This is a genomic window from Aneurinibacillus thermoaerophilus, assembly GCF_019603355.1.
Lineage (GTDB): Bacteria > Bacillota > Bacilli > Aneurinibacillales > Aneurinibacillaceae > Aneurinibacillus > Aneurinibacillus thermoaerophilus.
Genome location: NZ_CP080764.1, coordinates 3,610,207 through 3,633,657 on the forward strand (window position 1 = coordinate 3,610,207; position 23,451 = coordinate 3,633,657).

The 23,451-nt window shown below is 37.1% G+C and carries 16 protein-coding genes; 2 read left to right on the plus strand and 14 right to left on the minus strand.

Going from position 1 to position 23,451, the window contains the following annotated elements:
- Positions 1-317: 317 nt before the first annotated feature.
- From istB to K3F53_RS18545, 10 genes are all read right to left on the minus strand, one after another.
- The gene (gene istB, locus K3F53_RS18500) at positions 318-1,073 is read right to left on the minus strand and encodes an IS21-like element helper ATPase IstB (RefSeq protein ID WP_057897355.1); all 756 of its coding nucleotides are present in this window, start codon (positions 1,071-1,073) and stop codon (positions 318-320) included.
- Entirely contained in the window at positions 1,070-2,278 is a 1,209-nt protein-coding gene (istA, locus tag K3F53_RS18505; RefSeq protein WP_327851392.1) for an IS21 family transposase, read from the minus strand. Before istA ends, istB begins: the two co-directional genes overlap by 4 nt.
- A gap of 333 nt (positions 2,279-2,611) precedes the next feature.
- Complete coding sequence (locus K3F53_RS18510; RefSeq protein ID WP_220559227.1) at positions 2,612-4,417, minus strand: UvrD-helicase domain-containing protein; 1,806 nt, start codon at positions 4,415-4,417, stop codon at positions 2,612-2,614.
- The gene (locus K3F53_RS18515; protein ID WP_220559228.1) at positions 4,414-6,567 is read right to left on the minus strand and encodes an ATP-dependent nuclease; all 2,154 of its coding nucleotides are present in this window, start codon (positions 6,565-6,567) and stop codon (positions 4,414-4,416) included. The genes K3F53_RS18510 and K3F53_RS18515 overlap by 4 nt, the downstream gene beginning before the upstream one ends.
- Positions 6,568-6,727: 160 nt before the next feature.
- Entirely contained in the window at positions 6,728-7,843 is a 1,116-nt protein-coding gene (locus tag K3F53_RS18520; protein ID WP_220559229.1) for an IS701 family transposase, read from the minus strand.
- A gap of 525 nt (positions 7,844-8,368) precedes the next feature.
- A complete protein-coding gene (locus K3F53_RS18525) occupies positions 8,369-9,394 on the minus strand; it encodes a restriction endonuclease (RefSeq protein ID WP_041903714.1) in 1,026 nt (341 codons plus the stop codon).
- A 104-nt stretch (positions 9,395-9,498) separates the two neighbouring features.
- Positions 9,499-12,747, minus strand: a complete 3,249-nt coding sequence (locus tag K3F53_RS18530; protein WP_220559230.1) for a type I restriction endonuclease subunit R — start codon at positions 12,745-12,747, stop codon at positions 9,499-9,501.
- 40 nt (positions 12,748-12,787) lie between these two features.
- On the minus strand, positions 12,788-14,077 hold the full coding sequence (locus tag K3F53_RS18535; protein WP_220559231.1) for a restriction endonuclease subunit S: 1,290 nt from the start codon (positions 14,075-14,077) through the stop codon (positions 12,788-12,790).
- A complete protein-coding gene (locus K3F53_RS18540) occupies positions 14,067-15,584 on the minus strand; it encodes a class I SAM-dependent DNA methyltransferase (protein ID WP_408863356.1) in 1,518 nt (505 codons plus the stop codon). The genes K3F53_RS18535 and K3F53_RS18540 overlap by 11 nt, the downstream gene beginning before the upstream one ends.
- A 20-nt stretch (positions 15,585-15,604) precedes the next feature.
- The gene (locus K3F53_RS18545) at positions 15,605-16,198 is read right to left on the minus strand and encodes a helix-turn-helix domain-containing protein (protein ID WP_061566052.1); all 594 of its coding nucleotides are present in this window, start codon (positions 16,196-16,198) and stop codon (positions 15,605-15,607) included.
- Between the two features lie 463 nt (positions 16,199-16,661).
- Here K3F53_RS18545 and K3F53_RS18550 point away from each other — a divergent pair, with 463 nt between their 5' ends.
- Both K3F53_RS18550 and K3F53_RS18555 read left to right on the plus strand, forming a co-directional pair.
- Entirely contained in the window at positions 16,662-18,035 is a 1,374-nt protein-coding gene (locus tag K3F53_RS18550; protein WP_246615666.1) for an IS110 family RNA-guided transposase, read from the plus strand.
- Between the two features lie 395 nt (positions 18,036-18,430).
- Positions 18,431-20,179 carry a recombinase family protein gene (locus K3F53_RS18555; protein ID WP_220559233.1) on the plus strand — a complete coding sequence of 583 codons (1,749 nt, stop codon included), beginning with the start codon at positions 18,431-18,433 and terminating at the stop codon, positions 20,177-20,179.
- Here K3F53_RS18555 and rlmH read toward each other — a convergent pair.
- The 4 genes from rlmH to K3F53_RS18575 all read right to left on the minus strand — a co-directional run bounded on the left by rlmH (position 20,081) and on the right by K3F53_RS18575 (position 23,352).
- Positions 20,081-20,560, minus strand: coding sequence for a 23S rRNA (pseudouridine(1915)-N(3))-methyltransferase RlmH (gene rlmH / locus K3F53_RS18560; RefSeq protein WP_057897252.1), 480 nt, complete (start codon positions 20,558-20,560; stop codon positions 20,081-20,083). The genes K3F53_RS18555 and rlmH overlap by 99 nt on opposite strands.
- Positions 20,561-20,821: 261 nt before the next feature.
- Positions 20,822-21,043, minus strand: coding sequence for a CxxH/CxxC protein (locus K3F53_RS18565; RefSeq protein WP_057897251.1), 222 nt, complete (start codon positions 21,041-21,043; stop codon positions 20,822-20,824).
- A gap of 226 nt (positions 21,044-21,269) precedes the next feature.
- A complete protein-coding gene (locus K3F53_RS18570) occupies positions 21,270-22,493 on the minus strand; it encodes a S1C family serine protease (RefSeq protein ID WP_057897250.1) in 1,224 nt (407 codons plus the stop codon).
- 31 nt (positions 22,494-22,524) lie between these two features.
- Positions 22,525-23,352, minus strand: a complete 828-nt coding sequence (locus K3F53_RS18575) for an MBL fold metallo-hydrolase (RefSeq protein WP_220559234.1) — start codon at positions 23,350-23,352, stop codon at positions 22,525-22,527.
- Positions 23,353-23,451: the final 99 nt, after the last annotated feature.

Here is a 23,451-nt window from a genome sequence, read left to right on the forward strand (position 1 = left end):
GAGATAGTGTCTCTCGACAAGGCCCGTTGTTTTATTTCCGACCTACTTTTTACGCAGATGTGCCACGGCGATCCTCCTGCCACGATTCTACCTGACAGGTACAAAGTGACAGATAGAGCACTAAAAATAGAAACAACTAAGAGAAAGTCCTAATTACTAGGGCTTTCTCTTTCACTGAAAAGACCATTCTATATACGTATATAAATCTTACTTAAGAAATCAACATCTGCTCGTGGAATTTGCGTCATTTGTGATATTGTCAAGGCCGGCTATAACTTCCCCAAAATCGCCGTTTTAAAATTCCCCAGAAGGGCTCCTCACGAACCCTTCTGTTTTCGTGATGCAGCCTTCTTTTCCCGTAATCTGTAGCTTTCACCTTTCATGTTAAAGATACGAGAATGATGCAGAAGTCGATCCAACATCGCTGTCGCAATAACTGGATCTCCCAATACTTCTCCCCATTCACCAAATGACTTGTTGGAGGTCATGATGATAGAACCACGTTCATAGCGGCGAGAGATGACTTGAAAAAGATAGTGGGCACTTCCGTGCTCTAGATGCATATAACCCATCTCATCCACAATGAGTAAACTTGGCTTTACGAATGTGCGAAGCTTTTTCTCCAACTTTCCTTCTTGGTCCGCTTTTCGTAACTGGGAGATTAGCTCCTGTGCTGTAATGAAATATACCTTATGCCCTTGTCCAATTGCCTCAAGAGCGATGGAAACGGCAAGATGTGTTTTCCCAATGCCGGGAGGACCAAGAAAGATGAGGTTCTCTTTGTGTTTCAAGAATGAAAGGGTCATCAATTCTCGAATACGCCGTTCATCTACAGAAGTCTGCACAGAGAAGTCAAACTCGTCCAACGTTTTGCGAAACGGTAGTTTCGCCAACTTGAGTAACGTTTCCGTTGTACGTTGATGCTTCTGCGCAATTTCTGCTTCTAGAAGGCTGAATAAAAACGCAGAGTATGGTACATTATTCTTGGCAGCTTGTTCTGCTGCTTCCGACCACATATCGCATATGGTCGGTAAATTTAATCTTTGACAGTACTCTTCGATTTTCTCCATCATGACATCTCACCTCCGGTGAGCTCGTCATATTCAGAAAGCGAACGAGTATGTACCTCAAAATGAGAAGCGGGTTGAGAGCGGCCAACTCCAATGTCCTGTTTCTCATTTTGCTTTTGCGGAAGGAAAATCACGTTCTCGTGAAGCTGTTTGCACGAGATGCGCACTCCTTGATAGTAGGCTGTCACTTGTCCATCTAGGGACTCTTTGACCAGTATCTCTTTTTGTGAGTACTCTGGATCCACAATCCATTTCACGCCACGATAGGAGAACGTCCCGTCGAAATGCGTCTTGCGATAGGAACGATAACTTGTGTCATAGTCCGCTTTCTGGAGAATCGGCTGAAGCTTTTCTTCTGCCCAACGCTCTTGCGGAGAAACCCCTGTCGTATCGTTTTTCTTGCGGTTTCCAACGCGATCCAGCCATCGAAGAAGCTGTTGGTTCAGATCCTCTACCGAATCGTAAGATGTCCCTACATAGAATGAATTCATAATGTACTGAATGGCTCGCTCTACTTTGCCCTTTGTTTGAGCCCTGTAGGGCTTACAAGCCTTCGGAGTGAAGGAGTAGTAAGAGGCAAACTCCGCAAATCGTTCATTCCACTTCACCACACCTTGTTCCCGTCCATCTGTCACAGTCTTCATGTTGTCAAACAAGATATGTTGCGGAACACCGCCAAAATACTTGAAACTATGAATGAGACACTGCATCAAGTGCTCCTGGTCTTGAGACGTTGTCACTTCTGCATACTTCATTCTGGAGTATCCTAATACGGCAACGAACATTGTCAGCTTGACTGGTTCGCCATGTAGGATCACGGTGCCAATTTCTTTCCAGTCTACCTGCATCTGTTCTCCAGGCAACGTTTCATACCGTACGGTATACTTCGCTCTATGCGTATCCCGAAAGGGCTTGATGTAGTCTTTCAGGATCGTTCTTCCCCCTGTATAACCAAGGCTCTGGATTTCTCCATACAGTTTCTCGCTGTTAAACACACCATCTTCTATCATGCGTTTATGCAAGTAGTCTTTATAGCGGTCTAGTTTACTTCCTCGGCTCGTTCGTTTCTTTTTCAAAGGCGGGGAGTTTTCCCCAAGATACTTACGAACTGTTTTTCGATCAATCCCCAACTGCCGGGCAATGTCAGAGATAGACATTCCTTTCCGGTATAACTCCTTGATCATAAAAAATTCCCCTCTCGTAATCATGAACCATAGCTCCTCTCAGATGTCTATGGTTCTTATTGTAGGTTGGGGAATTTTATTCCGGCTATATTGGGGATTTTATCATCGGCTTTAACAATATGGTTCACCGTGGTGATTTAAGAGGCAAAAAATGAGCATTGGGATTTTCTTCCCAATGCTTTACTTAATTAATAACAAGCTACCATATATTAGGTGGTAATTATATTATTACTTAAGTGAAGCTTGAATACCGGTGTCGGGGTTGAATTAACGTCAAAATACTGAATTAATAAGGTTTTATGAAACCCATGTGTAAAATTTGTGTAAATAGATTAACCAAATTAAACCAGAGTTTATTTACCATTCTTTCCAACCAAATTCAATAAGTTCTTCTTTCAATTTTTCTGTTAGCTTATCCTTGTGAATCCCTATCGCAACTAAATGAGTAGGTCTACTAAATGCTACATATGCCAACTTTAAAGCATTTTTAGTTTCTCTTTTTAATTGAAGATCAGAGATGTTTTCTAAATCTATATAATGACCTATTAAATAATTATTTAATAACTCTAATATTTCATAGCTATATGTTCCATGCCAATCAGAAAATACTGTATTTAATACTAATAGTGTTGACCGATGGGTTTCACCTTTAACTGAATGAACTGTTCCAATATAAAACTCTTCTTTTTCCTGTTCTACTATAGCATTTTTCCTTGAAATTTCCATTCCATTCTTGAAACTATTTAATTGCTCTTTAATTTTTTCTTTTTTAGAAGGTTCAATAATATCATTTTTAATTTTTTCTATCTCAAGAATAATACTTGAAATTGTACTTTCAATATTATCTTTTGTAATCAAATCCTTAATAAGCTTAGCTATTATCTTTTTATTCTCTAACAAAGAATTTAATTTTTCTTCCGTCTGTTGCAAATTTAAATCGATTTCTTTAGAAATTATGCGTAAAATTAAAGAATAAATTTGTTTAACTACACTATCTGATTTTTTTACTTTCGAATTAGATATTATATACTCTTCAAATAAAGACATTAAATCATCATGTTTTGCTGAAAGTATAGCGTCCTTTTTATTAGAACTTTTGTATTCTGAAGATTGTTCTTCCAATGCGGATATTAATTCTTTGTATTTTAACTTTAACTCCAGTCCATCATCATATGTAATAAAATAGGGTTGAAATGAATTTACAGAACTAACAGACCTAAAACTATCATATTTTTCTATACAAACATTTCTAACTAAGTTAGCAATATTTTCGTTAAACCTAGATGTTTCAGTAATTTCAATTTTATTTATATAACTGGCTTCTTCAGATGGAATCCAAGCATCTTCTTTTGTATCAAAAATACTATATAATGCTTGATAAGGATCTCCAAAACGTTGAAATTTTATATTATCTAAAAATAATCTATTTAATAGTTCATATTGAAATTTATTTGTATCTTGAGCCTCGTCTAATAATACATATTCAAATCTGTTAGAAAGCGCTTCTCTGATCTTTGATAAATGTTTTTCAATATACCAAGCTGACAACTCTAAGCACTGTTTATTTGTAAAAATCCCAGATTTTAACAATTTTTTTATACTACCATTAAAAGCTTCTCTATACGTACTATTGGCATCACTAATAACATCATAAGTTAAATCTTGATTAATAATTAATTGAGGGTTTTTACTTTTTACATTTGGATTATTATAAGTATACCCATTTGGTTTTAATCTATCAAAAAAATGATCAAATTTTTCTCTATATTCTTCATCATCCATTATTCTAATGTTTTTATCTCCAAAAATAATATGAAAAGCTTTCCTTCCAAAGAAATAATAAAAAAACTCTTGTATTGTACCTAAAAAATTGGGATATTCGATATTGTTAAATCCAATTTTACTTAATCCACTCTTTATCTCATCTACAGCTACATTCGTATGTGTAATTAAACATATTCCCTTGGAATTACCGATATTTTCTTTTAATAACATAGCACATTTAGCTATTAAAACTGTAGTTTTTCCAGATCCAGGACCCGCTACTATATTTGCAGTATTATTGTGTAATAATACCGACTTTTGCTGTTCTGAAAATGTAGCTCCTTTAGGTAATAATTTTGTTTCTATTTCTTTTAAAAAAAGAACTTCTGTAGAAATCATTGGAATACCCCTACTTTTTCTTCAAATTCTTCTTTAAATTCTTCTTCAGATTTTTCCACAACATTTACTGTTGAAACATGTTGAATTGCTTCAATAAGATATTTCAAGTAATCATCCTGCATTATTTTATTTTGTATTTTTTCTAATTCTTCTTTATTATCTTTTTTTCGTTCAAATAAATCTTTTAAGTATACACTAAGTTCTTGAGCGACTTCAGCTTTGGATACTAATTTTTTATCAATAGGTTTAAATATCTCGTATGCAATTTCATCTGAAAAATCATTGTCTTCTTTTATGATCTGTTTGAATTCTTCAAATTGTTTTAAGCGTTTACCTTCAAAAGCATTTTTATATCTAAATGTATGAATAACTTTATATAACATTTCTCTAAGGCAACTTTTTGATAAACTGTATTCTAAAGTCCATTCTGGTGCTGTAAATATTTTAAAATTACAGTTATAACTTCTATATTTCTCTTCAATATCTTGTAGCTTTTTATCCTTAGATTCTTCAATATATTTTTCACTTATGTCTAGTTTAAGAGCATGAACTAACTCGTTTTCATTCTCATTATTAACTTCAAATTTAAAATCCTTAGCAAGTTTCTTTAATGTTGAATATTCCTTTCCAATAAACTCAGTATTTAAATCTTCCTCTTTTTTATTTATTATCTTTAATATACCTTGTAAATGTGTATTATTTTGAATGCTATATATTGACTTAAAACCTTCTTTTTCATAATAAATATACGGTTTTATATCAATGTCAGTAATTATAGAAATAGGAATATTCAATTTTGGGTAATTTAATTCTTCAATCCAATGCTCAGACCTGGAAAATAATTTTAGATAACGTTCAAATGAAGTTCCATGAACATTTATTACTGAAACACCACTCTTATGCAAAGGTAACCCAATTAATTCTGCTAATGCAGGAATTAAAAACATTTCTGATTCTCCTTCGACAAGGATGATTCCCTTTGCAAAAAACAAATTACATTTAGTAGCATCTAAAAATCGTTCTAAAAATTTATAGTCATTCTCGTTTAATAATGTATAGTCCTTATTCATTGGATAACAAAAATCATTATGAATCATAATTATATTACAAGGATTAATAGATGAAACTAAATTCGAGCTATGTGTTGTTAAAATAAATTGACTTGAATAGTTACTTTTCTCAAGTTCAGATTCTAAAAACTTAATTAATCTTATCTGAGCTTGTGTATGTAAATGCGCTTCTATTTCTTCTATAAGAGTTATATTAGGACCTATAGATTCGGATTCATTCAAAAAATTATTTAATAACAACATTTCAGTTGCTATAAAAAGCAAATTTTGATTTCCTAACCCTAAATTTATCTCTTCTGTATTTAAGCTTAACCTTCTCAAAATCGAAGTTAGATCGTTCTTTGAAACGTTAAACTTTGCTTTAGACTTTTTTAAATCAGTATTGTCATAAAAATCACTCAAAACATTTTCTATATCTTTTATCAATGAGTGACCCTTAGTATATTCTTTTTGGAAAAATTTTTCTATTTTTGTATTTGCTTCTTTCATAACTTGCACTAATTCATTTGATTCACCACTTTGAAATATTGGATGAGCTTTCAAAATATTTACTAACCTTGATCTAAATCCAGGCTTCAATTCTGAATTAGCATCTCTTAGTGGTTTTAGATAAGTTGTTTTTAATAAATCTCGTGCTTGGCTATTTAATCTTAGTTCACAATTTACTTCACCAGCCAATATTTTTTTATCTATATACTCTTTGCCGTTTTCATTTGTTTTTCTTTCCGCTTTTAATATAACTCTTAACTGATATTCATTATCTGCATCAAATGAAAGCCACTCTAAAAAAATACCTGCTTCCTTTTCATTTAAATCGGTAAAAATCCCTTCTATAATAAATGATTTTGCGAATTCATCTTTATTTATACAGTAAAAGTCCTCCATAGTAATCTTCTCATAATCATCACTTAAACTTCCCAATAAATATCTTATTGCATCAATAATAGCTGTTTTGCCTGAATCATTCTCACCAACTATTAAGTTTAGATTTTTATTAAAATGTACTGTTAAACCAGGACTAGAATCTTCCCGCTCTGCAAATTTCCTAAAATTATATAAGCTTAGTGTTTTTAAATACATAATTCTCTCTCCTAAATAAGTAAGTAACTAGACTTGCCCAAAATTTGATACAAAATTTACCATGTAGAAAGAACCGAAGGTTCTCCTAGGCAGCTTGTAACTGATTTTTTATCAAATCCAGCTGCGTTCCTGCCTTTGCTTCATAGTAAACAAATTCGATCTAACTCTCTGTCTTTTTGTTTTGCCAACTTCGTAGTCCTGTTAAGATATCACCGTGTCCTGTTACACTGCAGAACATGGCTGTAAAAGAAAGCAATGTCCAAAACCGCTTAATTGCAACGGTACTACGTATTTGATAACCGTTAAAGGAAAAGTTGCTTTTCATGGTACGAAAATAAGTCTCAATCGCCCAACGTTTACTGTAGTACGTTAGAATTTGCTCACTAGATAAGGAAACGTCTGTACTTAAGAATGCCCGCATAGTTTGGAGAGTCATTGGCTGGGTCGCATCCCAACACAGTAGTACCACAGCATTTTCAATGAAATTTAGCTTGCCTTCATAACGATAGACGTGATAAGAAGCGTGACCGACGGTCACAAGGTCGGTATCTTCTTTATGGATGTGCGAGGCAAATTCCTTTATTGACTGCCGAATACCATATGGATAAATAATACGATTGGTTTTTATACCGCTAATGACGTGAAATCCAGATAAAGCGCAGGTTTCGAGTACAGATTGAGCAGGATACCATGTATCCATAAGAACATAAGTAGAAAAAGAACTTTTTGGCACCATAGAAAGCAGTTCACATGCAATATCAATTTTGCTGTTTTGCTCTGATTCGTATCGGCTAAACGCATAAGGGAATGCTTTTTCACCACATCGAATGAATTCCTGAACTACTGCATGCCCCCATACTGACTTACCTTCGGTATGGGAATAGTGAAAATCTGTTCCTTGCATAGGGGACAATGCCTGTGACGAGGGCTTTGTCTTTCTACAGACCGTATCATCGATAATAACGAAAATCGGCTCTTGTGTATGTTTCGCTTCCCTCTTGATGCTCTCCCATGATTGTTGCTGAATTATACGCATCAAATGCTGCTCATTCCACTTCCCATGAGTAAGAAAATGGCTCAGTGTCCGTCGGTCTTGTGAATGGCAGCTTTCACGATGGATATCGGTTAACGTTCCAGAAAAACCTCTGGTCATCACACCATCGAGAAAATGAACCATATGGTTCATTACCGGCTTAGAAAAATAAAGTGGGAAACGCCAGGTACGTAAAATATTGTTGATTTCCTGTTGATGTGCTACCCTATACGTAAGAGGCATATAGTCTTCTCCTTTGCGTAAAAGTGGTTGGTGGTACTTCTATTTTTACACAGGGTGAAGAGATATGTCTCTTTTCTATTCAATTGTAAATTTGTGTAAGTGTTTTTGGGCAACTACAGTAAGTAATTTATTATTACCATATAAAGAAGTTCCTTAGTTATAGGGTTTCCGTTGTTATTTAAGAAGAAATCATATTTCTCAGTACTTTTAAATTATTCGTACATAATTAAAAAATCATTATGAGTATCATGAAACTAATTACAGAAATTACTCTAATAACTTTTTAAAATTTTCTTTCAGAAATACATATGTACATCAAATTAAAAGTTATACACTAATCTCCAAAACATTATTAATTCTTTCCCCCTAATATATAAGTCTGCAAACTTCTACACTTCATCTTCGATGATATCTTTAAGTATTCCTATTAAAAAATCAAAGTCTATAAAATCTAATTCTGTTTCACTATCTTTCCACATTTGTTTTCCCTCCTATGTTTTGAGCCTTTATTACCTTCAAGGCTCACTACTCTACTTCACTGTCTAGCATCCAAACTCTTTTAATAGGAATCTCTTTTTTAATTTCATCACTTAATTTTTCATAGTTCTCAAAAATTTGTTGTATAATTGTTTTGGAGTCCCAAAGACGAACTTTGAAAAATTGCTTAGGAATTTCCTTAGTGACAGAAGATTTAAAGCCGCTCCACGATACTAATAAGCCAAAATCTGCACTATAATTGCTCATTGTACCTATCAACTGATCTAATGTCGGTCTATCAAGAGGAGTATCAGAAGTCTTGACTTGGACACAAATTTTTGGATTTCCAAAACCTAACGTATCTGAAGCTGCTAATATATCCACACCGTGATCTGCACCTTCTGGACTTCTGTAAGTAGTAAAGCCTTTTGCTTTCAAAATTTCTTCAATTAAAATTTCCATCTTATGTCCTTTAAAACGCTGTATAATTCTTTCAGAAATTTGATCGTATATATATTCTTCTAAATCTATTGAAACTGTTTCTTCATTTTCCTCTACTAGTTCCTTTACATTTTTATTTTTTGGTACATGCCAATTATTTTTACGCATTTCTCTAATACGCTCTTCAGCATTATTTCTGTGTATTTTACAGACCGTCATAAAGGCTCCTAACGAATACAATATATCCTGATCAAATCGATCCCTTGGTATATCTTTAGCAATCCAATTTACATTCCGGTAATGATAATACGGACTGCCAAGTGACTCATCATATACATAGTCACCGATAACTTCCCCTATATGTATGGTGCGATTAAATTTTGAAGGCAAGACTACTAAATCTCCTTGCTCCATTGCATGTGCAATTGGCCAAATTTGAGAAGCCCAGTTGATCGCTGTTTTTTCTTTATCTAAATCATAGTGTTCGATTAGTCGTTTATATAAATCCTCTTTGGAAGTAATCTCTTTTAGATTAATATTTAAATCATCCCAAGTAAGATATACCCTTCCATCTTCTAAAAATTTGTTTTCGAACTCCCCTTGTTTTCCTGCACGAAATAACCAAACAGTCATTATGTAACTCCTTTCTTTGACGTAGCATAATAATTTTCTTGATAATAAAAGAAAACGTCAGTCACCTCTAAAAAAATTTCTAGAAATGACTGACACTTGATGTTTTATAACCTATATTCACTTTTAGACTCCGCAGCCTGCAGCGTATTCCAATCTCTTACTTCAGTATGCTCCGCCATTAACTCTGCTTGTCGCATAACTGTGTCCAATGCTTTTTTCGCTTGTTCTGGTGGGTAATCGTACTTCTTCAATAGTCGCTTAATAATTCTCCTCATTCCTGCACGGGCGCTTTTTCGGACATGCCAGTCAATGGTCATGTTCCGTCTAATTGATTGAGTCAGTTCATTGGCGATTTTGCGTAAGACTTCATCTTCCATTAACTCTTTAACTATAGACTCAGATGTTAAAGCATCGTAAAAGGCAATTTCATCTTCATTTAAACCGAGATCTTTTTCTTCTTCTCGTTCTTTTTTCATGTCCTTTGCCATTTGAATTAGTTCTTCCATTACTTCGGCATTCGTAATGAATTGGTTTTTATATTTGTTTAGGGATTGTTTTAGCTTCTCTGAGTATTTTTGTGATTTAACAAGATTACGTCTTTCCATTGTTTTGATGTTGCCTTCAAGTAATTTTTTTAGCATTTCAAAGGCTAAATTTTTATATTCATATGAACGTACTTCTTCGAGAAATTCTTCTGATAATATGGATACATCCGGATGTTTCAATCCCATTACTTCAAATACATCAACTACTTCTTCTGAAATAATGGAACGTTCGAGTAATTGATTAACGCGTGCTTCGATTTCTTTTTTCGTCTTCCGCTTCGGCTGTTTTTCTTGAAGTTTATTAAGGCTTGCCTTAACTGCTTTAAAATAACTGACTTCAAGAGCTGCTGCTTTTCCTTCATCCGTCGCTGCACAAAGTGAATGCGCCTTCGCTAGCTCGGTTGCCGTCTTTTTGAATTCTTTTTGTTCTTTTTCACTCTTACCAAAAATGACATTCATTCCGCCAGTGATGGCTCGAATACGAGCTGCTTGGGATGAACCCATATAAGCAGAGTAATCAAACCCATGCATCATATCTTGCAGGATTTCAAGTTTCTCTTTCATCACAGCAATTGCAGCCGATGTATCGATACCCGTTGTTTTCTTATCACTTTCGGTATATTGATTTAAAGCTTTCTTTAAGCTTTCTAAAATCCCAATATAATCTACAACTACTCCACCTGATTTATCTTTAAATACACGGTTTACCCGTGCGATTGCCTGCATGAGGTTATGACCCTTCATCGGTTTATCGATGTACATCGTATGCATCGAAGGTACGTCAAATCCAGTCAGCCACATATCACGTACAATGACGATTTTTAGTTCATCATTATTATCTTTCATTCTTTTTGCCAATAAATCCCGCCGTTTTTTTCCACCAATATGTGGCTGTAAGAAATCATCATCCCCAGCACTGCCTGTCATGACGACTTTAATTTTACCTTTATCGTCATTATCGGAATGCCAATCTGGACGTAATTTGACAATTTCGTTATAAAGTGCGACACAAATACGGCGACTCATACAAACAATCATTGCTTTTCCGTCAATTGCTTTTGCCTTTTCTTCGTAATGATTAACAATATCTTTGGCTAATTGTTTGATCCGGTTAGGTGAACCGACGATGGCTTCGAGCCTAGACCATTTGGATTTGTATTTTTCACGTACTGATTCTTCCTGATCTTCGGTAATCTCTTCAAATTCTTCATCGATCTTAGCTAATTCTTCTTCATTGGCTTCCAAGCGGATAATACGGTTTTCATAATAAATTTTAACCGTTGCTTTATCTTCAACTGCTCGCGTCATATCATAAATGTCAATATAATTACCGAAAACAGCGGGCGTTGACTTATCTTCCAGCTCAATCGGTGTTCCTGTAAAACCGATAAAGGAAGCATTCGGAAGTGCATCACGAAGATATTTTGCATATCCATATTTCACTTCGCCTGTTTTCGTATCTGTCTTTGCAGAAAAACCATATTGACTGCGATGAGCTTCATCCGCAATAACAATCACATTTTTACGATCGGTTAAAACCGGCATTTCGCCTTCTTCCGGTTTAAATTTTTGAATCGTTGTAAAAATAATACCGCCCGATTCTCGATCATTGAGAAGATCATATAATCCGTTTATCTCTTTGGATTTTTCATTTGCCTGTTGTTTTTTCTGTTCTTCATTCAATTTGCGGACATCTGCTTGTTTCGGTGTTTGTCTTAAGATATCCTTTGATTTTAAAAACGTCGAAAATAGCTGGTCATCTAAATCGTTGCGGTCGGTAATCACCACAATGGTTGGATTATTTAGCTGCTTGACAAGCTGTGCTGTATAAAAAACCATCGAAAAACTTTTACCCGAACCTTGTGTATGCCATATAACACCGATTTTACGGTCTCCATTCTCACTGGTCGCTATTTTTGTCTTTTCCACCGCTTTTTTTACTGCAAAATATTGGTGATAGGCTGCGAGAATTTTCGCAATCGTTTTTCTTTCGCCGATTTTCTTCCCATTTTCATCTCGTTCTTCTTCTTTCGATTCCTGAAAAAGAATAAAGTTTTGAATAATATCGATCAGCCGGTCTTTTGCCAGCATCCCTCTTAACAACACTTCATATTGCGGCACTTCAAGTGGTTCAATGTTTTCCCCATCCACCGTCCGCCAATTCATAAAACGTTCTTGACTTGCGGTAATCGTTCCCACTTTCGCATTAATCCCATCGGATAAAATACAAAACGCATTATAATAAAATAAAGATGGAATATCACGTTTATACGTTTGAATTTGTGCATAGGCATTATCGATACTCACATTTTCATCAGATGCTGATTTTAATTCGATAACGACGAATGGGATGCCATTTATAAAAATAACTAAATCCGGGCGGCGTTCTTCTTTTTCAACGACCGTAAACTGATTTACTACCAAAAAATCATTATTAGCTGGTTCTTCAAAATCAATTAAGAATGCCTTCATCGAACGGCTATGACCATCTTGATGAAACGACACATCAATGCCTTCAGTGATTAATTTGTGAAAATGACGGTTGTTTTCTTCTAAGCTTGGACTATTAAAAGCTATAATTTGCCGAAATGCTTCTTCTATTGCTTCCTGTGGCAAATGGCGATTATGTTTAAACAAAGCATCTTTTACACGGTCTTCTAAAATAACTGTACGATAATCTTTTCGTTCCGGTCTTTCCCCATCACAACTAATATCCGGACCAAAGACATAGTCATACCCAAGCTCCTGAAGAATTTCTATAGCTGCTTCTTCCAGCTTATCTTCCGTAAAATTTTCTAACAAATTCATCCCTCTCTCCCCTTTCACAATCGGGATTTTATTCTATTCTTTAACTTTGTCCTGACAAAACTTCATCATCCAACGGTACACGAATTTCTCCGGACATTAATTTTGGTAAAAGGGTGTCACGAATAGCTTTTAACCTTTTATTTTCCTTCTCCAAATACTTGTTCTTTCTGATTAAAGGCCTAATTAACTCAGTAAATTTTTCTATTAAACAATTACTAGGTATCGCTAACTTATAGGCTTTCAAATCCCTCATTCGTACTCCTTTTTGTACACTTCCACTTGCTAGTTGCTGTGCATACCCTTGTAATTGTTCACTCAAAAGTAGCAGGTATAGTATCTCAGAAGTAATTAATTTTGATGACCTTAATGTAAAAATCGATTCACTTATATTCCAATTTTCGGGTGTTTCATCTATTAAATATACTCTTCCAATAGTACCAATTCCTGAAAATAATAAATCACCTTTTTTCAAATCTGATCTTTTATTAATTTTTTTAATTGCATCATTATCAATCTTGTCACACTTGTCGTCTAAATAAATTTGATTATTCCCCATATTTTTTATTGTGACATAATAATTTTCACCTTTACCTAAAACAAAATTTTTCCTAGGATTTAACCCTGTAGTGAATTTACTTGTCAAATCTTCTAAAGTAACAATTTTCCACCCCTTAGGTATCATCCCCAGCTCACTGTCAACCATTTCGCCGCCACTTGATTTATATGGCTCGCCATTTTCATTCGGAAACTTAAAGTCAACAAACCAATGTTTAAACAATGCTTGTGCCATTTCTTCAAGCTTTTCATTGATTTGATTGTTCGTTTCAATTTTTTCGTCTAAGGTTGAAAGAATGTTGGCTATGGCTTTTTGTTCTCTTAATGGTGGAATCAATAATTTCGTCTGTTCTAAGACATCCATTTGCACTCGTTGGCGACCAGATGTACCAGTCATTGATTTTATTGCAATATTTCTAAAATCATCTGAAATTGCTAAATAATAAATAAAGTCATTATCTGAAATACCACTAATTTCACGCATTACAATGAATTCAGTTGAACCAAATCCTATTTCATTATCATCTAATATATCAACTTGTGCTGTTTTCCCATTTTCAAGACATGGAGTTATTCTAGCTAATAAAGTGTCACCATTTTTAAACTTTGTACCACTTTTAAATTCAGCATATTCAAATCCAGTTATTTTTTTTTGGTAAGGAGCTAACTTATCCATGCTGATTTTTTTAGCCATGGTACCTTTTTTTATGCTTTCTCGTGGATTAAATAAAATAACATCTTTGAGCTGAACTTCTTTCCAATCGTTAGATGTCATACCCAATCCCCCCTAGATTCTTTTTAATCTCTTCTTCCAATCGGTGGGATTTTTCAAATAGTTCTCTTAATTCACTGGTGAGGGTTTCCATTTTTTCTTCAAATGGTATACCATCATCCTCGACATCACTTATTCCAACATAGCGTCCGGGAGTTAATACATAGTCATTTTGACGGACATCTTCTAAAGTCGCTGATTTACAGAATCCCTTGATGTCTTCATATTTCCCATCTGGTTTACGCCAGTTTCGGTATGTTCCTGCAATTTTTTGAATATCTTCTTCCGTTAATTCACGCAGGCGACGGTCAACCATTTGACCCATGTTTCGTGCATCGATAAATAGAATTTCATGTTCACGGCTTCGGTATTTAGGATGATTTTTCTTATTACGGTTTAAAATCCATAAACAAACTGGAATACCTGTTGAATAGAATAATTTGTCAGGCAAAGCAACAATGGCATCGACTAAATCCGCTTCGAGTATGTTTTTACGAATTTCCCCTTCATTCGATGTATTGGAACTTAGCGAACCATTGGCTAATACAATACCAGCAGCGCCATTTGGTGCTAGGTGATAGATTATATGCTGTAACCATGCATAGTTGGCATTGCTCGCTGGTGGTGTACCGAATTTCCAACGAACATCATCAACTAATTCATTTCCGCCCCAGTCACTCACATTGAATGGAGGATTGGCAAGGATGAAATCTGCTTTCAGCGTTTTATGTAAATCATTATGGAACGTATCCGCATGATGATCGCCGATATTCCCCTCAATTCCACGGATAGCAAGATTCATTTTACAAAGCTTCCAAGTAGTTGAATTGAGTTCCTGACCATAAATAGAGAGATTATCAATTTTTCCTTGATGGCGTTCAACAAACTTTTCACTTTGAACAAACATGCCACCGCTGCCACAACAAGGGTCATAAATTCGCCCTTCGTACGGTTCAATCATTTCAACCAATGTTTTGACAACACTTTGTGGCGTATAGAACTCGCCACCGCCTTTTCCTTCTGCACTGGCAAACTTACCTAAAAAATATTCATAAACACGACCAAGTAAGTCTTTTTCTTGTTTGCTGTGCAATTTAATGGTTGAAATGAGGTCTATCAGTTCTCCTAAACGGCGTTTATCAATCTCAGGGCGGGCATAACGTTTATCTAACACACCTCTAAGTGACGGGTTTTCTTTTTCAATTTCAATCATCGCTTCATCAATATATTGACCGATTTTCGGGTCTTTCGCATGATCCTTAATAAATTCCCATCGTGACTTCTTCGGAACCCAGAAAATGTTTTCTGCAATATATTCATCGCGGTCTTCTTCAAAGCCTTCTCCTTCTTCAACTAATTCGTTATACTTCATTTCAAACTTATCAGAAATGTATTTTAAGAAAATCAATCCTAAGACTACGTGTTTATATTCGGATGCATCCATGCTTCCACGTAATTTGTCAGCGGCTTTCCAAAGTGTTTCCTCAAAACCAATCTTTGCTGTTTCCATCATCGCATCTCCTTTTAAATCTAGTAATTATAATCATCGAATACTTCGAATAATTCACTTTCAAATTCATCTTGTTCAGGACCTGTTGACACCCAATCTGGTAACACTTCTAAATAATGGGCTAAAGCTTCTATTGTTTTATGGAAGACCGGTTCATGCTGTGCTTTATCTAAAAGTTCAAGAACCAATTTAAATGTGTCTAAATAAGGTTGATGTTCAGCACGATTAAGCATGTTCCGAAATTTTTCAATTAGCTTGGCTTTTTCAATATCGTGTTCTATTTGATTCAATTCCTCTTTGTCATAAACCGGCACTTCAACAAGATCATTTTCTTCCCCAATGAGGAACTGTTCTTCATATTTCGTGATAATAGGCTGTAAATCCCGCTTTAATTTTTCTTTTTGAATCTCCAGTTTATCTAAATCAGTTAATTCTTTTGAAAAGTATTTAGCGTCTATGCCAAAAATTTGTTCCAACGTAGGTAAATGTTTTTTAGAGATCTTTTGCTTTCTTTTAATCCAAAGATTAATATTTTGCTTTTTAATTCCAAGCTTTTCGGCCAGTTCAATTTGCTGCATACCATAAAGTTCAAGGATGTATTCTAAACCTATCAATTGATCACCTACCAAAATATTGTCCGAGTCAATATAGTTATATTGTAATAGGTAAATAGTTTCCAGTCAATCAAACATTTACTATTATTGTGTTTTATGGGGCAAAACTGAGATGACAATACGATTTGTTAAAAACGGCCGCATAAATAGATGTGTTATAAGAAAAAATAAATTAGAAACATAAAAGGAACGCATAAAAAATAAACATATACTTCCAATTAGGATATAATATAATTACTTTATTTATAACCTGTGGTGCTAGTTGAATGTCACAATCCTGTTACTTTCAAGTGTTTTCCGTATTTGCCGTGCAATCACAACATATAGAAAATACATGATCAATTATCGTCCATCGTCATCTAGCACCATGAGTTTTATTTATAATAATTAATCGATTAATCTAAGCATTAAATTCCCAAGGTCTAATGTTTAATAAATTAAGAAAGGAGCATTCCTGTAATGAATGAAAATGCGCTTGGATAAAAAAGTACCTCCTGTTAACATACAGAGTGTCACCGGCCGTGACCTCGAAATAGCAGAGGAGGTACTCAATTATAGCCAAAACCAACGCATTTCTCAAATTACAGAATCGACCTTGATTGTAGGCGTAGATATCGCGAAGCACAAACACGTAGCACGCGCACAAAATGACCGTGGGCTTATGTACGGGAAAGCTTTTTCCTTTTTAAGCACGCGCCAGGGATTTGAAGCATTTTGTCACTGGATGAAAAGCTTGATGACAGAACACGAAAAAACAGAGGTCATTGTGGGAATGGAGCCAACGGGACATTATTGGATGACCTTAGCGGCTTTCTTACGAAGCCGCAGGATTCCGGTTGTGGTCGTCAATCCGATGCATGTGAAAAAGTCAAAAGAGCTGGATGATAATTCACCGACCAAGAACGATCCAAAAGATGCACGCGTGATTGCACAGCTCGTCAAAGATGGACGGTACTCTGCACCTTATTTCCCGACCGGTGTCTATGCCGAGCTACGGGAAGCTGTCAAAATACGAGACCACCTCTCAAACGAGCTTCAACGTATTCAAGCCAAGGTGCATAACTGGCTGGATCGCTATTTTCCAGAATTCTTAACGGTGTTTACAAGCTGGGAAGGCAAAGCGGCATTGGAGACGCTCAAACGTTTTCCACTGCCTCAAGATATCATCCAGATAGGCACATCCGGCATTTTGACCACATGGCAGGAAAGCATCGCAAGAGGCTTACGCCCGAGACGAGCCCACGAGCTTGTAGAACAGGCGAGACATTCTGTTGGCCTGCGTGAAGGCACAAAGATGGCAAGGCTCGAACTGCGAACATTGCTTACAACCTACGAAGTAACGCAACAACAGCTTGAACAAGTGATGAAGGAAATCGAAGATTTACTAAACGACATTCCCGGTGTACAGCACATTCTTACGATTCCGGGTATGGGAATCGCCACGGTTGCCGGCTTTTTCGCAGAGGTTGGCGACTTGTCCAGATACCAGCACCCTCGTCAACTTCAAAAGCTGGCTGGTCTGAACCTTAAAGAAAACCGCTCAGGAAAGCACCGAGGGAAAACCCGAATTACCAAACGAGGACGACCACAGCTTCGCGCACTTCTCTACAAAGTGATCCGACCCTTGGTCGCCAAAAACCAGGCATTCAAGGCGCTGCATGTGTATGATACGACCCGACAGCAGAATCCGCTCCGCAAGCAGCAGTCGTTGATTGCCCTGTGCTGTCGTCTGCTTCGGATTATGTTTGTGCTGGCACGTAAAGAAGTCGATTTTGACATGAACAAGATGATGAAAGCTACGCCTTTATGTAGTCAGATCTTGCCTCTCACTGCATAAATCTTTTAGTTGTTTCTTTTTGGCATACGTTCTTATTCAATACCTTGATTAAAAACGAAGCACGGAGAAGCCGGAATGATTTTTACCATGCGGGCACTGACCCTGAAAAGGAGCATCTCTGGCCTCCACCTCATGGACAGGTTGAACGAAGGAAAGTAGGGACAGCAGATCCTGAGAGACATGGGAGGGTACACCACCATGAGTCTTGTGGAGATCCAATGTGCAACCATATTTTTCAAAAAGGCGATAGATCTCTGATAGGCTACGTCCTCCACTTCCAACATTTTTAAAAGTTTCAAATGTCTAACTGAGACTTCGTTTATAAAAATCAAGATATCATGAGAATACGTGAGTATTCGTAAGAAAAACTTTAATTCATAGAGGGAGGTTAAGAGATGGAAATTAAAAAAGTAGCCATATATGCCCGTGTTAGTACAGAAGAGCAGGCTAAAGAAGGGTACAGTATAACCGCTCAACTTCAAACACTTCGACAATATGCTCAACTTTACAACTGGGAAGTTGTTGAAGAATATGTAGACGAGGGGATTAGTGGAAAATCGATAAAAGGCAGGCCAGCAATGAAAAGGCTTATTGATGATGTGGAAATCAACAAATTTGATGCCGTTCTAGTATGGAAAATATCCCGGCTTTCAAGAAATATGTTGGATACTCTAGTCATTTTGGATAAGTTTGAAAAATACGATGTAAAATTTATATCCTACTCGGAAAACTTTGATACCGGAAGCCCTATTGGCCGTTTAGTTCTACAGATAATGGCTTCTATTGCGGAAATGGAAAGAAATACGTTATCGGAAAATGTAAAACTTGGTATGAAACAAAGGGCATTAGAGGGACAATGGAATGGTGGTTCTGTATTTGGTTACGATACTGTTGAAAAACAACTTGTCATCAATCATAAAGAAGCAGAGATCGTAAAAATGATCTTTGAAATGTATGCAAGCGGAAAGGGGTTAAAGGCAATTGCAAACTACTTAAATAAATTAGGATATCGAACGAAAAAAGGCCGTTATTTTTCTATAAATGGGATTGCAACAATCTTAGACAATGTCATCTATAATGGTAAAATCAGCTGGTTAAAGGTTGAAAATTGGGACACTAAGAGAAGAAAAGGAAAGAATCCTGACCCTATCATTGTTGAGGGGCAGCATGAAGCCATCATTTCAGATGATTTATGGAGTTTAGTTCAAGCAAGAAGAAAAAGCAAATCATTTAAACAGCGCCAATCGAATGAACCTTTTTTACTTAGCAGTCTTTTGCGTTGCCCTGATTGCGGTCAAGGAATGGTCCCTTCCATTACAACATCTACACGAAAGGATGGGACGAAACGAAAACATCGATATTATGTGTGTAGTAATTTCCATAATAAAGGATCTGCAGCATGTAAAGCGAATTCCATAAAAGCAGATGAAGCAGAGGACGAGGTTATTAATAGAATTGAAAAACTCGTTACCAATAAGCAAAAGCTATATAAAACATTAAAAGAAATAAATTCAAGTTCTGCTAGTTCTCTAAACAAACTGAATAAAGAACTAGAACAGATTGAAAACCGCTTGTTGGAAATCCAGCAATTGCAAGACAAATATATGGAAGCTTTTGAAAAGAATACACTCCCGATAGATATCCTACAAGAAGGATTACAAAAGGTTTCCAATGAAAAAAGAGAATTAGAACAGAAGAAAAATGAGATTACATTACATTTGAGTTCTTCTGACTCAAAAGTTATTCAACCGGAACTTATTGAATTGTTACTTGAAAAATTTCTATTCGTTTATAAGAAGACATCAAGAGAAAATCAAAAACAATTACTTCAATTATTGATCGATAAAATTACAATTAAACAAACAGGAAAATCAAGAACCATTAAAAACATTGAACTTGAATTCGATTTTACAGAAGTCAACATATCTAAAACCTTTATACTTATCCACATGTTGTATCGTGAAGCGGATAATGAAACTGATTATCCACAGCCAATACCCGCTTCCGACAATAAAATTCCACCTTATCTTCAACAATTTTTGCCTCTATTTATGGTACGGTTCGCCGCGATTAATCTTAAACCCGCGGTACACTTGCTCAAGCAAAATCAGCCGCATCAACTGATGTGGAAATGTCATCCTTGAAAATGACAACGACTCGTTCGCACGCTTCATCACCGCAGCCGACAGCCCCAGCGAACCGCCAATCACAAATGCCACTGAACTCTGACCATACGTCGCCCAGTAATCTAGTTTCTGTGCCAACTTCTCTGATGACCACATCTCGCCTTCGATCGCAAGCGCGATCACATGCTGATCCGGCTTCAACACGGCCAGAATCCGTTCTCCTTCCTTCTCCTTCACCCGCAGCATCTCAGCCTCACTCAAATTCTCCGGTGCCTTCTCATCCGTCACTTCTACGATTTCCACTTTCGCGTACGCCGACAAACGTTTCGAATATTCCTCAATCCCCAACTTCAAATATTTCTCTTTCAATTTGCCAACTGCGACAACTGTTATGTGCATAACTTTTTCCGCCTCTCTCTTTTTTCACACTTTTTGCACAGTTATCCCCTGTATAAACAGAGTTATCCACATTATGTTGATAACATGACTGTGAATATATACTACGAAATAACATTCAAAAAACCCAGTAAAATCAATAATTGTGCCATCTAAAACCTTGTTTTTTCAAATGTGAATAACTACATACACACAAGATTACCCACAAGTTATTCACAGCTATTGGATAACCTTCCCTCTCTTTGTTCACCTGTGGAATTTTATTTATAGTAAAATATATGCAGGCTTTTCGGCGCTATACCGACACGTCTTCGGCGCTTTCCAGCCCACGACTTCTTTCTCCACTTCCGACAATACATACACGTCTGGTGCCTCTCCGTACTCATCTACAAATTCATCAAGCGCCAGCTCAAGCTGATCAGCCGCACACACGATAAAGCGCTCACCACCGTTCTCCAAATATTCCTTTTTAACCGGATCGAGCATTCTTTTTTCCTCCGTTACATATTTTATTTGCTACCCTATGATACCGTATTTACTTGACAGACATACAGAAAAACTCCCACTCGCATTTTTACACACGGATGTTGATGATTCAATACTTACCAGAAAGAAGAAGAGACATATTTTTATCTAAACTCCCGATAAACAACAACCATATTTCTTACACATAAGAAAACCGGGGAAAATTCCCCGGCCTCTGTTTCATTATTTATTGCATGAGCTGCTTCACAAGCGTCACATTTACACTTTTCTTAATCGATCCGCGGTAGAACGTTATTTGAACCGTATCGCCAACCCGCTTCTGGAATAAATACTTACGCAGCTGCGCCAGGCTTTCAATCTTCTGATCATCAAGCTGCACAATTACATCGTACCGCTTCAGTCCAGCTTTGTCGGCCGGGCTCATCGGCGTTACACTCGTAATCACAACGCCACTTTCCACATCACCCGGCAACTGCAGCGGGTCTCGGCGAGCGTCTTCCGGAACCTGTCCCAAGTCTACCGGTCTCTCAAGACCAAGCATCGGGCGCTGCACAGACTTGTAGCGAATTAAATCGTCAATAATCTTGTTTGCATCATCGATCGGAATCGCAAAACCAAGGCCTTCTACGCCTGTTTTCGCGATTTTCATGCTGTTGATTCCAATAACCTGTCCGGCAATATTCACAAGCGGTCCGCCACTGTTTCCTGGATTAATCGCCGCATCTGTCTGTAAAACGTTTACTTCTAAATCCGTCTCATTGTCCCCGTCGATATCCACCGGCATCGTCCGTTCCGTAGAACTGATGATGCCCTGCGTTACAGTGCGGGAAAATGCAAGACCAAGCGGATTGCCGATCGCGATCGCCGGCTCTCCAACTTTGACTTTGGAAGAATCGCCAAATTCCGCGACTTGCTCTACTTTTGAACCATCAATTTCTAGTACTGCCAGGTCGGTATACTCGTCTGCACCTACTACTTTCGCCTCTACATTCTTTTCACCATTGGCCAATGCAACTTGTACTTGTTCAGCTCTTTCAATCACATGATAGTTCGTTACGATATATGCTTTTCCCCCGGCTTTGCGAAACACAATACCAGAACCTGTCCCTGCTGTTCCCTCTTCCACAAATCCGAAGAAATCGCGTCTCTGCTGAATATTGACGACACCAACCACCGCATTTTCTACTTTTTCCACCGCATCTACAATAGCAGTATTAACATTGACCGAATAGTTGGCCGTATTGCCCCCGATTACAGGTTCCCGCTGTCCCGGCTGCTCGGGCAGAGCCGTCCATCCGGGAAAATAACCTGATTTCAGCAATGTCGGCACCATCATCAGTACCACAAGGCCGCCGATGATCGCTGACACAAGCGCAATAAAGAACGTAGAGGCGCCGCCCCGCTTTCCTTTCTTGTGGCCGTTATAAAGTTCATCATCGTAATAACCCATGGCGTTGCTCCTTTCTTTCCCTGATCACTTCCTACTTTCCATTGTTACCTGTCATGCCGCTTCCCTTACGAACGATTTCCTGAACAGCTGTAGGATGAACAGGCGAAGTATCCATCAAATGTATATCTTCTCCTTCATAAAATCCGTATTCCTCAAGAATATTCTTCACCGTTAGCCGTGCCAATTCAGTCATGTTGTTCTCTTTGCTTAAATGGGCCAAATACACGGTCTCTCCCTTACCTGCAAGAATATCTCCCAGCGCTTCACCGGCCGCATCATTGGAGAGGTGACCAACGTCGCTTAGAATACGCCGTTTTGTATTCCATGGGTAGCTACCCATGCGAAGCATTTCCACATCATGATTGGATTCAAAGATATATGCATCTGAATCGCGAACTGTATCCTTAATTCGTTGACTTACATATCCTAAGTCGGTTGTCAAGCTCACCTTGGCTTCACCCTCATAAAAACAAAAGCCCATCGGTTCAGCGGCATCATGTGATAAGCCATACGATTCTACTTTTATGTTCCCAAATTCTACTGTTTCGCCTACTTCCATAATAAGACGCTGATCTTCGGCGATTTGCCCAAGTTGGCGCTCCAGCTGTTCCCATGTTTTTGAATTGGCGTAAATGGGAAGCTGATAACGGCGGGCCAGCACTCCCACCCCCTTAATATGATCGGAGTGCTCATGGGTAATAAGGATAGCGTCCAAATCAGCAGCATTCACGCCTACCTCTTCCAATAACTTCTCTATTTGCTTACCACTTAATCCGGCATCTACTAATAATTTACTATTTTTTGATTCGATAAAAAAAGAATTGCCAGTACTTCCACTGGCGAGCACGCTAAATTTCATAACACGTTCTTCGCTCCTTGCTAAGCCCTTCTTTGCAAATTTAAGGAAAACTCGCATGCTACCCGCATTTATCCTTGTGTTGCTTATGTAAAAACAGCC

Bases quoted from the DNA above. Each gene is read 5' to 3' on its own strand.
- istB (WP_057897355.1), bottom strand. From the start codon at position 1,073: ATGATGGAGAAAATCGAAGAGTACTGTCAAAGATTAAATTTACCGACC.
- istA (WP_327851392.1), bottom strand. From the start codon at position 2,278: ATGATTACGAGAGGGGAATTTTTTATGATCAAGGAGTTATACCGGAAA.
- K3F53_RS18510 (WP_220559227.1), bottom strand. From the start codon at position 4,417: ATGATTTCTACAGAAGTTCTTTTTTTAAAAGAAATAGAAACAAAATTA.
- K3F53_RS18515 (WP_220559228.1), bottom strand. From the start codon at position 6,567: ATGTATTTAAAAACACTAAGCTTATATAATTTTAGGAAATTTGCAGAG.
- K3F53_RS18520 (WP_220559229.1), bottom strand. From the start codon at position 7,843: ATGCCTCTTACGTATAGGGTAGCACATCAACAGGAAATCAACAATATT.
- K3F53_RS18525 (WP_041903714.1), bottom strand. From the start codon at position 9,394: ATGACTGTTTGGTTATTTCGTGCAGGAAAACAAGGGGAGTTCGAAAAC.
- K3F53_RS18530 (WP_220559230.1), bottom strand. From the start codon at position 12,747: ATGAATTTGTTAGAAAATTTTACGGAAGATAAGCTGGAAGAAGCAGCT.
- K3F53_RS18535 (WP_220559231.1), bottom strand. From the start codon at position 14,077: ATGACATCTAACGATTGGAAAGAAGTTCAGCTCAAAGATGTTATTTTA.
- K3F53_RS18540 (WP_408863356.1), bottom strand. From the start codon at position 15,584: ATGGAAACAGCAAAGATTGGTTTTGAGGAAACACTTTGGAAAGCCGCT.
- K3F53_RS18550 (WP_246615666.1), top strand. From the start codon at position 16,662: ATGAAAATGCGCTTGGATAAAAAAGTACCTCCTGTTAACATACAGAGT.
- K3F53_RS18555 (WP_220559233.1), top strand. From the start codon at position 18,431: ATGGAAATTAAAAAAGTAGCCATATATGCCCGTGTTAGTACAGAAGAG.
- rlmH (WP_057897252.1), bottom strand. From the start codon at position 20,560: ATGCACATAACAGTTGTCGCAGTTGGCAAATTGAAAGAGAAATATTTG.
- K3F53_RS18565 (WP_057897251.1), bottom strand. From the start codon at position 21,043: ATGCTCGATCCGGTTAAAAAGGAATATTTGGAGAACGGTGGTGAGCGC.
- K3F53_RS18570 (WP_057897250.1), bottom strand. From the start codon at position 22,493: ATGGGTTATTACGATGATGAACTTTATAACGGCCACAAGAAAGGAAAG.
- K3F53_RS18575 (WP_220559234.1), bottom strand. From the start codon at position 23,352: ATGAAATTTAGCGTGCTCGCCAGTGGAAGTACTGGCAATTCTTTTTTT.